Origin of the sequence: Streptomyces vietnamensis, from assembly GCF_000830005.1 — a bacterium.
GTDB classification, from domain to species: Bacteria; Actinomycetota; Actinomycetes; order Streptomycetales; family Streptomycetaceae; genus Streptomyces; species Streptomyces vietnamensis.
This window is the reverse complement of record NZ_CP010407.1, coordinates 4,406,370-4,419,981: the sequence shown is the minus strand read 5'-3', so window position 1 is coordinate 4,419,981 and position 13,612 is coordinate 4,406,370. Positions and strand designations below refer to the sequence as shown.

Genomic DNA, 13,612 nt, shown 5'->3' with positions numbered 1-13,612 from the left:
CGCTGTTCGAGGAGGAGGACGAGTTCGTGAGGACCGTGACGGAGTTCCTCGACTCGACCGGCTCCTGAACCATCATGGGGCCCATGGGAGAGACCAGGATCATCGATGCGGCCGAGCGGCGGGCCCGGCTCGGGGTGCGGCACCGGCTGGCCGGGAGCGCGCGGGCCGGGTCGGCGGCGGAGGTCGCGGACGCGCTGGTGGCGCTGCACGGGACGGATCCGGCGAGCGTGTTCCTCGCGGTGGCGGCCCGGCTGGCCGAGGGCGTCGAGCCGGTCGGGGCGGTGGAGCGGGCGCTGTACGAGGACGGGTCCCTGGTCCGTATGCACGGCATGCGGCACACGGTCTTCGTCTTCCCTTCCTCCCTCGCCGCCGCCGTCCAGGCCTCGACGACCCGGCCCGCTGCCGTACGCGAACGCACCACGCTCCTCAAGCACTTGGCGGCCGGCAGCGACTTCGACGGGGAGTGGCTCGCGGAGACCGAGCGGCTCGTACTCGGAGAGTTGGCCGTACGGGGCGAGGCGACCGGGGCCGAACTCGGCGGTGCCGTACCGAGGTTGAGGTCGACGTATGTGTACGGGGCCGGGACGCGCCAGGAGGGCGTGCAGTCGGTCGCCAGCCGGGTGCTGCGGGTGCTCGGCATGGAGGGCCGGATCGTACGGGGCAGGCCGCAGGGTTCGTGGACGTCGAGCCGCTTCCGGTGGGCGCTCGCCGAGGAGCATCCCGTACGGGATCCGGCGGAGGCGCGGGCGGAGCTGCTCGGGCACTGGCTCGGGGCGTGCGGGCCTGCGACCGAGGCGGATCTGACGTGGTGGACGGGGTGGAAGGTCACCGACGTGCGCAAGGCGCTCGCGGCGGTGGGGGCGGTGTCGGTGGCGGTGGACGGGGGGACGGGGTTCGTCCTGCCGGACGACCTGGAGCCCGTGGCGTCGCCGGAACCGTGGGCGGCGCTGCTGCCCGCGCTCGACCCGACGGCGATGGGCTGGCAGGGCCGTGACTGGTACCTGGACCCGGACCATCGGGCGGCGCTGTTCGACCGCAGCGGGAACATCGGGCCGACGGTGTGGTGGAACGGCCGGATCGTCGGCGGCTGGGCGCAGCGCCCGGACGGCTCCCTCGTCCGCCGGCTGCTCGCCGACGTGGGCGCGGAGGCGGAGCGGGCGATCGGGGCGGAGGCGGAGCGGCTCGCGGAGTGGCTGGGGGACGTGCGGGTGACGCCCCGGTTCCGGACGCCGTTGGAGCGGGAGTTGAGCGCCCACTAGGGCCTGTCCGACCCTGATCCGCCGGACAGGCCCTAGTGGCGGGCCTCCAGGCCCGGGACGCCCAGGTCGTAGAGGCCGTCGAGGACCAGGTCGACGCCGACGGCGGCGAGCAGCAGGCCGAGCAGGCGGCCGAGGAGCTCGATCGTGGCGTGGTGGGTGCGGCGCAGGATCCGGGCGAGGAGCAGGACGCAGACGAGGTCGAGGACGATGACCGACACGTACGCGCCGACGACCGTCGAGCGCCAGGTGAAGGAGTCGCGGGCGGCCGCCTCGATGAGCACCGCGGTCATGGCGAGCGGGCTCACGACGTACGGCATGAGCAGCTCGCGCACCCCGCTGACCAGGTCCGGGGAGTCCTGGTGGGTGCCGTCGGAGCCGAAGTGGAGGCCGAGGACGAGGCCGACGGCGTAGATGAAGAAGATGACGCCGCCCGCGAGCTGGAGGGCGGGCGTGCTGATGTGGAAGAGGTCGAGCAGCCAGGGTGCCGCGATGCCGGTGACGAGGCCGACGAGGACGGCCGCGCCGGAGGAGATGAGCGCGATGGTCCGCAGCTGGCGGACCTCGTGGACCTGGGCGAGGCCGGCGAAGGCGAGGAGCACCTTCGGGGGCCCGACGACGGAGAAGAAGGCGATGAAGGCGGCGGAGAAGGTGAGTGCGTTCACACCGGAGATCTTGACCGGCTTCCTGGGGCGGTCGGGTGATTTCTTCCGTTTTCCCGGTTTCCCTCCGCGCGGTGTCGAGAACGGCGGCCCGGCTCCGACTCTGCTGCGAGAGGCAGTGACAGCAGCAGTCGCAGAACGAGCGAGGAGGTCGTCATGAAGTACCTGGTGATGGTGCAGGGATCGCAGGCCGACTACGAAGCGATGGCGGGCCGCGGCTCCGCGCAGTACCCCGCCTGGGACAAGGCACAGCTCCAGGCGATGTTCGACCACATGAACGCGGTCACCGAGGACGCGGCCGCGCGCGGCGAGATGGTCGACGCCCAGGGCCTCGCCGCCCCGTCCACGACCCGCTTCGTCACGGTGGACGGCGACGGCGAGCCGGTCGTCACCGACGGCCCGTACGCCGAGACCAAGGAGGTCCTCGCCGGCTACTGGGTCCTCGACTGCGCCTCCCTGGAGCGCGTCACGGAGATCGCCGCCCAGGTCGCCCGCTGCCCGGTCCCGCCCGGCTCCCCCGACTACCCGGTGGTCATCCGCCCGATCGACGAGACGGGCCCGGGCCAGGACTGAGCCCGGTGCGGACGCTCAGTGCATCCCGTGGGCCCCGCCCGACGCGCGGGGCCTTCCCCCGGGGACGAGGAGCGGGGCCGTCAGGGCCGCCGCGGCGGCCGTGACGGTGCAGACGGTGAAGGCGGTGGTGAAGCCCGTCGTGACGGTGCCGAGGGCGAGGGTGGAGGCCACGGCCACTCCGATGCCGCCGCCGAGCTCGTGGCAGGTGTTGACGATGCCGGAGGCGAGGCCGGCCTCGTGCGGCGGGATCAGGCCGAGGGCGGTCGTGGTCGCCGTGACGAAGACCGCGCCCAGGCCGAGGGCCGCCGTCGCCAGGGACGGCAGGAGGGTCGTCCAGGGGTCGGCGGTCGCGCTCACCAGGGCGAGCGGCAGGCAGCCCGCGGCCGTCAGGGCCGTGCCGGCGGCCGCACAGACGCGTGGGCCGGCCGTCGTGACCAGGCGGGAGCCGAGGTGCGCGCCGACCGCCGTGGTGAGCGCGACCGGGAGGAAGAGCAGGCCGGTGCGGAAGGCGTCCAGGCCGTGCACGTGCTGGAGCCACATCGAGCCCAGGAAGAAGAACGCGATCAGGAGCGCCGTCGCGACCAGCATGAGGAGTGAGCCCGCCACGACCGGGCGCCGGGTCAGCAGCCGGAGGTCCATGAGCGGGGTGCGGCTCCTGCGTTCCGCCGCCGCGAACGCCGCGTAGAGGGCGACCGCGCCCAGGAGCGGGAGCAGGGTTCCGGCCGAGGTCCAGCCCGCGTCGCCCGCCCCGACCAGGCCGTAGAGCAGCGCGCCCGTGGCCGCGGTGACCAGGAGGGCTCCCGGGACGTCCAGGTGCCCGGCCCCTGTCGTGCCCGTGTCCTTCGGGAGCAGTTTCGGGAGTACGGCGAGCAGCGCCAGGCCCGTCGGGACGTTCACGTAGAAGATCCAGGGCCAGCCCGGGCCGGCCGTGAGGGCGCCGCCGAGGAGGACGCCGACGGCGGAGCCGGTGCCGCCGACGGCCGCCCAGACGCCGAGGGCCCTGGCCCGTTCGGGGCCGTGGAAGGTGGTCGTGACGAGGGCGAGGGCCGCCGGGGAGAGGAGTGCGGCGCCGATGCCCTGGATCACCCGGCCGGAGAGCAGGACGGCGGCGTTCGGGGCGAGGCCGCAGGCCAGTGAGGCGGCGGTGAAGAGGGCGAGGCCGGTGAGGAGGACCCGGCGGGCGCCGAGGGCGTCGGCGAGCCGTCCGCCGAGGAGCATCAGGCCGCCGAAGCAGAGGGTGTACGCGGTGACGACCCAGGTCAGGGCCGTACGCCCGAGGTCCAGGTCGGCGGCGACGGCGGGCAGCGCGACGTTCACGACGGTGACGTCGAGGATCAGCATGAACTGGGCCGCGCAGATCAGCGCGAGGGCCGTCCAGCGGCGCGGGCGGACGTGGGCAGGGGTGGGTAGGGCGGTGTGTGTCCTGGGCATAACTGAACTGTACGGCACAGTACAGTTGAACTCAAGAGTACAGTTCCCTTGCTAGGCTCCCCGCATGGATCCCAAGCCCGCCCCCACCGGCCCCCGCGCCGCCCGCAAGCGGCAGGCCGTCATCCGGGCCGCCCGCGAGCTCTTCCTCCGCGAGGGCTTCGGCGTCGGCATGGACGCCATCGCCGCCGAGGCCGGCGTCTCCAAGGTGACCGTCTACAACCACTTCGGCAGCAAGGAAGCCCTCTTCACCGCCGTCGTCGCCGGCGCCCTCGACGAGCCGCTGCAGGGGGACGCCGACGGCCCGGACCTCTCCCGGCTCGCCGACGCCGAGGACCTGCGCGCCGCCCTCACCGAGGCCGGGCGCGCCTGGGCCCGGGCCGTGCGCGCCGACGAGGAGGGCCGCGCCCTGCGCACCCTCGTCACCACCGAGCTGCACCGCTTCCCCGACCTCGGCCGCGCCTGGCGCGCGCACGGCCCGGCCGGCCACCACCCCGCCGTCGCGGACGCCCTGCGCGCCCTCGCCGACCGGGGTCGGCTCGCGATCCCGGACCTGGAGGTCGCGGTCCTCCAGCTGTACTCGCTGCTCGTCTTCCCACAGATGGTCTTCGAGCAGTACGGGACGGAGCTCACCGAGGAGCTGAGCGAGCGGCTCGTCGTGGACGGGGTGGAGATGTTCCTCCGCCGCTACGCGCCCTGACAGGTGTCATCCTTGGTCTTCGACGGAACCCCGCGTCGGGGAGTAAATTACCCCCTGGGGTATCTGTGGAGGAGTGGGTCACAGTGGAACTCGATCTCGCGGGCGCCGAGCTCAAGGCCGTCCTGAACCGGCTGCGCCGGGCCCAGGGCCAGATCTCCGGCGTGATCCGGATGATCGAGGAAGGGCGGGACTGCGAGGAGGTCGTCACCCAGCTGGCCGCCGCCTCCCGGGCCCTCGACCGGGCCGGGTTCGCGATCATCGCGACCGGGCTCCAGCAGTGCCTGACCGACATCGAGGGCGGCCGCAAGAACGGCGAGGACCCCGAGGCGATGCGGGCCCGGCTCGAGAAGCTCTTCCTCTCGCTGGCCTAGAACCGGCCCGGAACGAAAAGCAACGAAAAGCAGAGTGCCCCCGGGGGTTTCCCCCGGGGGCACTCCTGTCCCAGCGGACGGCGGTCAGGACATCAGTCGTCCGCCAGGCCCTGCAGGCGCTTGGCGATGCGGGTCAGGCGCGCGCCCTGGTAGCGGGCGGCCGCGAGGACCTCCTCCGCCGGGGCGCCGTTCGCACCCGGGTGGGCGGTGCCGTACGGGTTGCCGCCGGCCGCGTAGACCGCCGGGTCCGTGAAGCCGGGCGAGACGATGACCGAACCCCAGTGGTGGAAGGTGTTGTAGAGCGCGAGCAGCGTCGACTCGTTTCCGCCGTGGACGTTGTGGGCACTGGTGAAGGCGGTCGCGGGCTTGTCCGCCATGACGCCCCGCTGCCAGAGGCCGCCCGTCGTGTCGACGTACTGCTTCAGCTGCGCCGAGACGTTGCCGAAGCGGGTGGGGGAGCCGAGCGCGTACGCGTCCGCCCACTCCAGGTCGTCGAGCGTGGCGATCTCGACGTCGCCGGTGGCGTCCACGTGGGCGCGCCAGGCCGGGTTCGCGTCGATGGCGGCGTCGGGGGCGAGCTCGGGCACCCGGCGCAGGCGCACCTCGGCACCGGCCTTCTCGGCGCCCTCGGCGACGGCCTGGGCGAGCTGATGGACGGAACCCGTGGCCGAGTAGTAGATGACGGCGACCTTGACGGACATGGCGGACTCTCCTCAGCCGAACTCGACGAGCGAAGCGGATTGCTTTCCGCTTCCACGCCTTCGAGGTTAAGCGGATTGCTATCCGTTTCGCAAGGGCAACAGGTATGCTCGCATCAGAAAGCGACCGACGGGGGAACGGGGCTCAGCGAACAGGAGTCGGCAGATGAGCACGGAGAACCCCCAGTCCGGAGACCGGTCCCGAGACCGGTCCGGAGACGGTGCGGCGGTGCCGGTACTCAGCCTGCTCCCCACCGTCGACGCCCCCGCCCCCGAGCGCGCCGACGCGGCCCGCAACCGGCGCCGCATCCTCGACGCGGCCGCCCGGATCGTCGCCGAGGAAGGCCCCGACGCCGTCACCATGAACCAGGTCGCCCACGCCAGCGGCATCGGCGTCGGCACCGTCTACCGCCGCTTCGGCGACGTCTCCCAGCTCCTGTGGGCGCTCCTCGACGAGCGCGAGCGCCTGTTCCAGGAGGCGTACATGAGCGGACCTCCCCCGCTGGGCCCCGGCGCCCCCGCCGCCGAACGGCTCGACGCCTTCCTCGACGCGCTCGTCGACCGGGTCGCCTCGCAGCGCGCCCTGCTGCTCGCGGCCCACTCCGCCGCGCCCCGCGCCCGCTACCACAGCGGCGCCTACCGGGTGATGCACACGCACATGGCCCTGCTCATCGGCCGGCTCAGGCCGGGCAGCGACAGCACGCTCCTCGCGCACCTGGCGCTCGCACCGTTCTCGCCCGACGTCATGCACCACCTGACGGTCGAGCAGGAACTGCCGGCCGACCGGCTCAAGGCCGGCGTGCGGGAGCTGCTGACCCTGCGTAGCTAAGGCAGTGTGCGGGAGCCGCTGACCCTGCGGAGCCGGGGCCCGTCCGTGGCGGATGGTGGACCGGCGGGCCCCCGGCGGCGCAAGATCACGCCATGACCACGTACTTGATCCTGCACGGCTTCCAGAACCGCCGCCCGCCCGCCCACTGGCAGCACTGGCTCGCCGGGCAGCTGCGCGAGCGCGGCCACGAGGTCCGCTACCCCCAGCTGCCCGCGCCGGACGCGCCCGACCTCGACGCCTGGCTCGACGCCCTGGAGGAGCACGGGCAGCGCCCGGCCGAGGGCGAGTTCGTGGTCCTCGCGCACAGCCTGTCGGTGCTGCTCTGGCTGCGCGCCGGGGCGCGGCGGCCCGATGCCGACCGGGTCCTCCTGGTCGCCCCGCCCTCCCCGCAGGTCACCGCCTCGATCCCGGAGATCGCCGCCTTCGCCGACGGCCTCGACCTGACGGAGGCGGGACTCAAGGCGCGGCTCGTGTACGGGGACGGGGACCCGTACTGCCCCGAGGGCGCCGACCTGCACTACGGCATCCCGCTCGGCCTCGACCTGGACCTCGTACCGGACGGCGAGCACCTCAACCCCGACTCGGGGTACGGGGAGTGGCCCTCGGTCCTTGAGTGGTGCGAGGACCCGACCGTACGGGTGCGGGGAAATGTGAACCCGTAAGGGCCGTGAGCGGGCCGGAAAACAGGCTGCCCAGCGGCCCTTGGACCAGTAGCGTCGGCCGGATGCATCCCGTGACCGCACCGTACGACCAGGGCCTGCTCGACGTGGGCGACGGCAACCGCATCCACTGGGAGGTCTCCGGGAACCCGGACGGCAAGCCCGCGCTCGTCGTGCACGGCGGGCCGGGCTCCGGCTCATCCCCGGGCAGCCGGCGCTGGTTCGACCCGGAGGCGTACCGGATCGTCCTCTTCGACCAGCGCGGCTGCGGGCGCTCCACCCCGCACGCGAGCGACCCGGCCGCCGACCTGTCCGTGAACACCACCGCGCACCTGGTGGCCGACATGGAGCGGCTGCGGGAGCACCTCGGGGTCGAGAAGTGGCTGCTGTACGGCGGGTCCTGGGGCTCGACGCTGATCCTGGCGTACGCGGAGGCGTACCCCGAGCGCGTCTCGGAGATCGTGATTGCGGCCGTCACGACGACCCGCCGCTCCGAGACCGCCTGGCTGTACGAGGGCGTCGGCCGCTTCTTCCCCGAGGCCCACGAGCGCTTCCGCGCGGGGGCGGAGCACGCGGCGGACCTGGTCGGGGAGTACGCGGCCCGGATGAACCACCCCGACCGGGCCGTACGGGAGAAGGCGGCGGCCGACTGGTGCGCCTGGGAGGACGCGGTCCTCTCGCCGGAGGGCATGGGCACCCCGTACACCGACCGGGTCGACGACACCCGGCTCGGCTTCGTCCGGATCTGCTCGCACTACTTCGCGCACGGCGCCTTCCTGGAGGAGGGCGCGCTGATCCGCGACGCGCACCGGCTCGCCGGCATCCCCGGGGTCCTGATCCACGGCCGGCTCGACATGGGCGGGCCGCTCACCACCGCCTGGGAACTGGCCCGCGCCTGGCCGGACGCCGAGCTGCACGTGGTGGAGAGGTCGGGGCACCTGGGCGGCGAGGAGACCGGGGGGCTGATCCTGGCGGCCCTGGACCGCTTCGCGAAGAACGGCTCCACGAAGGGCTGAATACGGCCGAACGGGCGGGAATTGATAATTCCACATTTCATTCCTGTTCGACCTGACAGGAATTGCGGCAGATCTGTTCACAGAATGCCCCCACGATCGCTAACTTCCCCTCAACCTCGTCCGTACCGGGAAGGGACTTCTGTGAACGCATCCCAGCGCCGAGCCGCGGCCATCCTCGCCGCCGCCGCCCTCGCCACCCCGCTGGTCCTCGCCTCCCCCGCCACCGCGGGACAGGACCCGGCCGCCGCACCCGCCCGCGACGCCGCACGGCTGGCGAAGAAGCTGGTCCGCGAAACCACCGCCCAGGACGCCTACAAGCACCTGCAGAAGTTCCAGGCGATAGCCGACTCCGCCCGCGGCAACCGCGCGGCCGGCACGCTCGGCCACGACGCCTCGGCCGCTTATGTGTACACGCAGCTCAAGAAGGCCGGGTACGACGTCCGGTACCAGCAGTTCGACTTCGTCTACACCGAGACGCTCGCCGAGAAGGCCTCCGTCGTCGCGCCCGCGCCCCGGACGCTCGGCATCAAGGCGATGACGTACACGAAGTCCACCCCGGTCGGCGGCATCACCGCCGAGCTCGCGGCCGTGCCCGTCGACGCCGACGGAACCACCGGCTGCGAGCCGGGCGACTTCGCCTCCGGCACCTTCACCGGGAAGATCGCGCTGATCAAGCGCGGCGGCTGCACCTTCGCGGTCAAGCAGCAGAACGCCGCCGCGGCCGGCGCCGCCGGCGCGATCGTCTACAACAACGTCGACGGCGCCCTCTCCGGCACCCTCGGCGACCCGGCCTCCGGCGCGATCCCCACCGGCGGCATCAGCCTGGCCGAGGGCACGCAGCTCGCCGCCGACCTCGCCAAGGGCCCGGTCTCGCTCTCCTTCGAGATCCGCCAGCTCCAGGAGAAGCGTTCCACCAACAACGTCATCGCGGAGACCAGGGGCGGCAACGCCGCCAACACCGTCATGCTCGGCTCCCACCTCGACTCCGTCACCGCGGGCCCCGGCATCAACGACAACGGCTCCGGTTCCGCCGGTCTCCTGCAGACCGCCCTGGAGCTCGCCAGGTCCAAGGACAAGGTCCGCAACAAGATCCGCTTCGCCTGGTGGTCGGCGGAGGAGGTCGGCCTCCTCGGCTCCGAGCACTACGTCGACAGCCTCACCGCGCTCGACAAGAAGGAGATCAAGCTCTACCTCAACTTCGACATGATCGCCTCGCCGAACTACGGCCTGTTCGTGTACGACGGCGACAACTCGGACGGCGTCGGCGCGGGCGCCGGCCCCGAGGGATCCGCCCAACTGGAGCGCGACATCACCGACTTCATGGACAGGAGCGGGGCCCCGCACGAGGGCACCGACTTCACCGGCCGCTCCGACTACGGCCCGTTCATCGCGGTCGGCATCCCCTCCGGCGGCACCTTCACCGGCGCCGAGGGCATCAAGACCCCTGCCCAGGCCGCCAAGTTCGGCGGCACGGCGGGCGTCGCGTACGACGTGAACTACCACGCCAAGGGCGACGACATCAGCAACATCGACATGACGGCCTTCGACGTGAACATCGACGTCATCGCCAACGCCGTGGGCACCTACGCCCACGACCTCTCCTCCCTGCGCAAGCCGGTCGTCTCCGTCCCGACCACCGGCGACGCGGGCAGCGGCGGCGGCCTGCACGGCGACCACGACGAGGTGACGCAGTAGCTACCGCCTCCGGCGGGCCGTCCCGAAGAGCGAGCGGCTGATCTCCCGGCCCAGCTGGGTCCCGACCTACCGGGCCAGGGACTTGAAGATCCCGCTGCCCACCACCTGTTCGGCGAGCGAGGGCTCCTCCTTCCGACTCTTCGGAGCGGGGGCCCTCGCCGCTTCCTTCTCCTCGGCGGCCCGGAGCGCCGCCGCCTCCGCCGCCCGCTGCTCGGCGGTCAGCCTCTCGTACGCCGACTCCCGGTCCACCGCCTCCGCGTACCGCCCGTACAGCGGCGAAGCCTTCACCGCCGCGTCCAGGGCCGCCGCGTCCACCGGCCCCATCAGCGACTCGGGGGCCCGCAGCCGGGTCGCCGCCACCGGCGTCGGCGCGCCCTTCTCGCTCAGTACGGTGACCACCGCCTCGCCCGTGCCGAGGCCGGTCAGCACCTCCTCCAGGTCGTACGGCGAGTTCGGGAAGGTCCGCACCGTCGCCTTCAGGGCCTTCGCGTCGTCCGGGGTGAAGGCGCGCAGCGCGTGCTGCACCCGGTTGCCGAGCTGCCCGAGCACGTCCGAGGGGACGTCCTTCGGGGTCTGCGTCACGAAGAAGACCCCGATGCCCTTCGAGCGGATCAGCCGCACCGTCTGCGTGATCGACTCCAGGAACGCCTTCGACGCCCCGCTGAAGAGCAGGTGCGCCTCGTCGAAGAAGAAGACCAGCTTCGGTTTGTCGAGGTCGCCGACCTCGGGCAGGTCGTTGAAGAGGTCCGCCAGCATCCACATCAGGAAGGTCGAGAACAGCTGCGGCTTGTCCTGCACGGCCGGCAGCTCCAGGACCGAGACGATCCCGCGCCCGTCCGCCGCCGTCCGCAGGAGCTCGCCCGTGTCGAACTCCGGCTCCCCGAAGAAGCCCGCCGCGCCCTGCTGCTCGAAGGCCGTGATCGACCGCAGGATCACCCCCGCCGTGACCGTGGAGAGGCCGCCGATCCCCTTGAGCTCGGCCTTCCCCGTGTCCGAGACCAGGAAGGCCACCACCGCCCGCAGGTCCTTGAGGTCGATCAGCTCCAGGCCCTTGGAGTCGGCGTAGTGGAAGATCAGGCCGAGGGACTGCTCCTGCGTCTGGTTGAGCCGGAGCACCTTGGAGAGCAGCACCGGGCCGAAGCTGGTGACCGTCGCGCGGACCGGGATGCCGGGGCCGGTGCCGCCGAGCCCGTAGAACTCGCAGGGGAAGCCGCGCGCCCGCCACTCCTGGCCGACCTCGGCGGCCCGCTGCCTGACCCTCTCGCCGTCCTGGCCGGGGGCCGAGACGCCGGAGACGTCGCCCTTGATGTCGGCGAGGAAGACCGGCACGCCGTTCGCCGACAGCTGCTCGGCGATCAGCTGGAGCGTCTTCGTCTTGCCGGTGCCGGTGGCTCCGGCGACGAGGCCGTGCCGGTTCAGTACGGGCAGCGGGATGCGGATGCGCGCGTCCGGGTGACAGACGCCGTCCCAGAGCAGGGCCCCCAGTTCGAGTGCGGGTCCTTCGAAGGCGTACCCGGCGGCGATCTCGGCGGCGGGCCCGGCCGGAGAGGCGGGGGGCGTCCCGGCCGTTCCGGGGGTCGGCGGCTGCTCGCTCGCGCTCATGACGGCACCCCAATTTCCCTTTTGTCACGGTTCGCACCAGCATCCCACTGCCCCCGCGTGGCTGCGCCGGGAGCCGCTCGCCCGGTAGGCTTTCCGTGTGATCTTCAAGCGCATCGGAAACGGAAAGCCGTATCCCGACCACGGCCGGGAAAGCACCCGGCAGTGGGCGGACGTCGCCCCGCGCCCGGTCCGCCTCGACCAGCTGGTGACCACCAAGGGCCAGCTGGACCTGGAGACCCTGCTCGCCGAGGACTCCACCTTCTACGGCGACCTCTTCGCGCACGTCGTGAAGTGGCAGGGCGACCTCTACCTCGAGGACGGACTGCACCGCGCCGTCCGCGCGGCGCTCCAGCAGCGCCAGGTGCTGCACGCCCGCGTCCTGGAACTCGACTGAGCCCTCGGGCACCCCGGCCGACTGATCCTTTCGGGGTCAGTTCGCCCCCATCCGGACGCGATCACATGATCATCAAGTAGGCATCGCCGACGGGCGGCATTACGCTGCGTTCATGAGCATGCTCACTCCCCCCGGCATGGGCGGTAAGTACCGCATTACGGGGGATGTCTACCCCCGCATGCGCCGCCCCCACCGCCGGCGCAGGATCGTCCTCGCGTCCGCCGCTGCCGTGGTCGTGCTCGGCGCGGCCGGCTGGGGGACGCTGCAGCTCGTCGACGTCTTCTCCGGTGACGGGGGGACGAAGACGACGGCCGGGAAGCAGGCCGACTGCAAGCCCGCGCCCAAGCCGACCACCGCGCCCGCCGCCGCCTTCCCCAAGCCCGCGCAGATCACGGTCAACGTCTACAACGCGACCCCGCGCAGCGGGCTCGCCAAGACGACCGCGGACGAGCTGAAGAAGCGCGGCTTCAAGATCGGCAAGGTGGGCAACGCACCCGTCGCCTACGACAAGAAGGTCCCGGGCACCGGCCTGCTGCTCGGCGCGCCCGCGGCCGTCAAGGGCGCCCTCCCGGTCCTCGGCACCCAGCTCGCGGGCACCACGAGCAAGGCCGACACACGGGCCACGCCGGATGTGGACCTGATCATCGGAACCGCGTTCAAGACGCTGTCCCCGAAAGCGACGGCGGACGCGGCCCTGGTCGCCCTGACCAAGCCCGCGCCCGTACCGACCGGAAAGTGCTGAGGACTTCTACTCCGCGGAGCCGTACATGCGGTCGCCCGCGTCGCCCAGGCCCGGGACGATGTAGCCGTTCTCGTTGAGCCGCTCGTCGACCGAGGCCGTCACGACGGTCACCGGCGTGCCCGCGAGCTCGCGCTCCATGACCTCGACGCCCTCCGGGGCGGCGAGGAGCACGACCGCGGTCACGTCGTCGGCGCCGCGCTTGATGAGCTCCTGGATCGCCGCGACCAGCGTGCCGCCGGTCGCCAGCATCGGGTCCAGGACGTACACCTGGCGGCCCGAGAGGTCCTCCGGCATCCGCGTGGCGTAGGTCGACGCCTCCAGCGTCTCCTCGTTGCGGATCATGCCGAGGAAGCCGACCTCGGCCGTCGGGAGCAGCCGGACCATGCCGTCGAGCATGCCGAGCCCGGCCCGCAGGATCGGGACCACCAGCGGACGCGGGTGCGACAGCTTCACGCCGGTCGTGGGCGTGACGGGGGTCTCGATGTCGACCTGCTCGGTCCGCACGTCCCTGGTGGCCTCGTAGGCGAGCAGGGTGACCAGCTCGTCGGCGAGACGGCGGAAGGTCGCGGAGTCCGTGCGCTTGTCGCGCAGGGTGGTGAGCTTGTGGGCGACCAAGGGGTGGTCGACGACGTGGAGACGCATGACTCAACAGTAGCCCGCCGCGCACTGGCGTCGACCCATGGCGCTGGGGGAAAGTGGGGGCACAGGGACCCAGCGATGGGGTGGTGTGGCCCATGCCCGACCTGGAAGAACCGGCCGAGGAAGCCGCCGAGGGGGCGGCCCGGGCGCCGGCGGGACCGGAGACCGACGCGGAGCGCCGCAGGCGCCGCGCCCAGTTCCTCCGCGAGCTGAACGAGGCCAAGGCGCTGCGCGAACGGGTGCAGCCGCGACGCGCCCGGGCCGCCCGGATGCGCCAGGCGATGCGCATGCGGACCTTCCGCTGGTGAGGTCCGACGCACCGGGCGGATGATCCGTTGTGCGCCCCCT

Annotated in this window: 15 protein-coding genes and 1 pseudogene; 11 read left to right on the top strand and 5 right to left on the bottom strand. The window is 72.5% G+C overall.

What is annotated here, in order from left to right:
- The first annotated feature begins 83 nt into the window (after positions 1–83).
- Entirely contained in the window at positions 84–1,259 is a 1,176-nt protein-coding gene (locus SVTN_RS19770) for a winged helix DNA-binding domain-containing protein (RefSeq protein ID WP_425428990.1), read from the top strand.
- 32 nt (positions 1,260–1,291) lie between these two features.
- Here SVTN_RS19770 and SVTN_RS19765 read toward each other — a convergent pair whose 3' ends face one another.
- Positions 1,292–1,921 carry a MarC family protein gene (locus SVTN_RS19765; RefSeq protein ID WP_041130304.1) on the bottom strand — a complete coding sequence of 210 codons (630 nt, stop codon included), beginning with the start codon at positions 1,919–1,921 and terminating at the stop codon, positions 1,292–1,294.
- 153 nt (positions 1,922–2,074) lie between these two features.
- Between SVTN_RS19765 and SVTN_RS19760 the strand changes: the two genes are divergently transcribed.
- Entirely contained in the window at positions 2,075–2,491 is a 417-nt protein-coding gene (locus tag SVTN_RS19760) for a YciI family protein (RefSeq protein WP_041130303.1), read from the top strand.
- A gap of 15 nt (positions 2,492–2,506) precedes the next feature.
- Here SVTN_RS19760 and SVTN_RS19755 read toward each other — a convergent pair whose 3' ends face one another.
- Positions 2,507–3,922, bottom strand: coding sequence for an MFS transporter (locus SVTN_RS19755; RefSeq protein WP_041130302.1), 1,416 nt, complete (start codon positions 3,920–3,922; stop codon positions 2,507–2,509).
- Positions 3,923–3,986: 64 nt separating this feature from the next.
- On the opposite strand from SVTN_RS19755, the gene SVTN_RS19750 reads away from it, so the two are divergent.
- Together SVTN_RS19750 and SVTN_RS19745 are read left to right on the top strand one after the other, a co-directional pair.
- Positions 3,987–4,619, top strand: coding sequence for a TetR/AcrR family transcriptional regulator (locus SVTN_RS19750; protein WP_041130301.1), 633 nt, complete (start codon positions 3,987–3,989; stop codon positions 4,617–4,619).
- Positions 4,620–4,702: 83 nt separating this feature from the next.
- Positions 4,703–4,990, top strand: coding sequence for a metal-sensitive transcriptional regulator (locus tag SVTN_RS19745; protein ID WP_030685455.1), 288 nt, complete (start codon positions 4,703–4,705; stop codon positions 4,988–4,990).
- A gap of 92 nt (positions 4,991–5,082) precedes the next feature.
- Here the strand turns inward: SVTN_RS19745 and wrbA are convergent, their stop codons facing one another.
- Positions 5,083–5,691, bottom strand: coding sequence for an NAD(P)H:quinone oxidoreductase (wrbA, locus tag SVTN_RS19740; RefSeq protein ID WP_041130300.1), 609 nt, complete (start codon positions 5,689–5,691; stop codon positions 5,083–5,085).
- Positions 5,692–5,854: 163 nt separating this feature from the next.
- On the opposite strand from wrbA, the gene SVTN_RS19735 reads away from it, so the two are divergent.
- The 4 genes from SVTN_RS19735 (at position 5,855) to SVTN_RS19720 (ending at position 9,887) form a co-directional block, all read left to right on the top strand.
- Positions 5,855–6,517 carry a TetR/AcrR family transcriptional regulator gene (locus SVTN_RS19735; protein WP_041130299.1) on the top strand — a complete coding sequence of 221 codons (663 nt, stop codon included), beginning with the start codon at positions 5,855–5,857 and terminating at the stop codon, positions 6,515–6,517.
- Positions 6,518–6,609: 92 nt separating this feature from the next.
- Positions 6,610–7,179, top strand: a complete 570-nt coding sequence (locus tag SVTN_RS19730; protein ID WP_041130298.1) for an RBBP9/YdeN family alpha/beta hydrolase — start codon at positions 6,610–6,612, stop codon at positions 7,177–7,179.
- Positions 7,180–7,241: 62 nt separating this feature from the next.
- A complete protein-coding gene (gene pip / locus SVTN_RS19725) occupies positions 7,242–8,192 on the top strand; it encodes a prolyl aminopeptidase (protein ID WP_041130297.1) in 951 nt (316 codons plus the stop codon).
- Between the two features lie 141 nt (positions 8,193–8,333).
- Complete coding sequence (locus SVTN_RS19720) at positions 8,334–9,887, top strand: M28 family metallopeptidase (RefSeq protein ID WP_041130296.1); 1,554 nt, start codon at positions 8,334–8,336, stop codon at positions 9,885–9,887.
- Here the strand turns inward: SVTN_RS19720 and SVTN_RS19715 are convergent.
- Positions 9,888–11,489 (bottom strand): annotated as a pseudogene (locus SVTN_RS19715) (helicase HerA-like domain-containing protein).
- A 97-nt stretch (positions 11,490–11,586) separates the two neighbouring features.
- Between SVTN_RS19715 and SVTN_RS19710 the strand changes: the two are divergent.
- Both SVTN_RS19710 and SVTN_RS19705 read left to right on the top strand, forming a co-directional pair.
- Positions 11,587–11,883, top strand: a complete 297-nt coding sequence (locus SVTN_RS19710) for a type II toxin-antitoxin system VapB family antitoxin (protein ID WP_030209440.1) — start codon at positions 11,587–11,589, stop codon at positions 11,881–11,883.
- Between the two features lie 112 nt (positions 11,884–11,995).
- The gene (locus SVTN_RS19705; protein ID WP_041130295.1) at positions 11,996–12,625 is read left to right on the top strand and encodes a LytR C-terminal domain-containing protein; all 630 of its coding nucleotides are present in this window, start codon (positions 11,996–11,998) and stop codon (positions 12,623–12,625) included.
- Positions 12,626–12,631: 6 nt separating this feature from the next.
- Here SVTN_RS19705 and upp read toward each other — a convergent pair whose 3' ends face one another.
- On the bottom strand, positions 12,632–13,267 hold the full coding sequence (gene upp, locus SVTN_RS19700; protein WP_017240523.1) for a uracil phosphoribosyltransferase: 636 nt from the start codon (positions 13,265–13,267) through the stop codon (positions 12,632–12,634).
- Positions 13,268–13,359: 92 nt separating this feature from the next.
- Between upp and SVTN_RS19695 the strand changes: the two genes are divergently transcribed.
- Positions 13,360–13,572 (top strand): hypothetical protein, encoded by a 213-nt coding sequence (locus SVTN_RS19695; RefSeq protein WP_078908418.1) that lies wholly within the window; start codon positions 13,360–13,362, stop codon positions 13,570–13,572.
- The last annotated feature ends 40 nt before the right edge of the window (positions 13,573–13,612 follow it).

Excerpts from the sequence above, each read along its gene's own strand:
- wrbA (WP_041130300.1), bottom strand. The coding sequence starts at position 5,691 with ATGTCCGTCAAGGTCGCCGTCATCTACTACTCGGCCACGGGTTCCGTC.
- SVTN_RS19730 (WP_041130298.1), top strand. The coding sequence starts at position 6,610 with ATGACCACGTACTTGATCCTGCACGGCTTCCAGAACCGCCGCCCGCCC.
- SVTN_RS19750 (WP_041130301.1), top strand. The coding sequence starts at position 3,987 with ATGGATCCCAAGCCCGCCCCCACCGGCCCCCGCGCCGCCCGCAAGCGG.
- pip (WP_041130297.1), top strand. The coding sequence starts at position 7,242 with ATGCATCCCGTGACCGCACCGTACGACCAGGGCCTGCTCGACGTGGGC.
- SVTN_RS19755 (WP_041130302.1), bottom strand. The coding sequence starts at position 3,922 with ATGCCCAGGACACACACCGCCCTACCCACCCCTGCCCACGTCCGCCCG.
- SVTN_RS19695 (WP_078908418.1), top strand. The coding sequence starts at position 13,360 with ATGCCCGACCTGGAAGAACCGGCCGAGGAAGCCGCCGAGGGGGCGGCC.
- SVTN_RS19770 (WP_425428990.1), top strand. The coding sequence starts at position 84 with ATGGGAGAGACCAGGATCATCGATGCGGCCGAGCGGCGGGCCCGGCTC.
- SVTN_RS19760 (WP_041130303.1), top strand. The coding sequence starts at position 2,075 with ATGAAGTACCTGGTGATGGTGCAGGGATCGCAGGCCGACTACGAAGCG.
- SVTN_RS19705 (WP_041130295.1), top strand. The coding sequence starts at position 11,996 with ATGAGCATGCTCACTCCCCCCGGCATGGGCGGTAAGTACCGCATTACG.
- upp (WP_017240523.1), bottom strand. The coding sequence starts at position 13,267 with ATGCGTCTCCACGTCGTCGACCACCCCTTGGTCGCCCACAAGCTCACC.
- SVTN_RS19735 (WP_041130299.1), top strand. The coding sequence starts at position 5,855 with ATGAGCACGGAGAACCCCCAGTCCGGAGACCGGTCCCGAGACCGGTCC.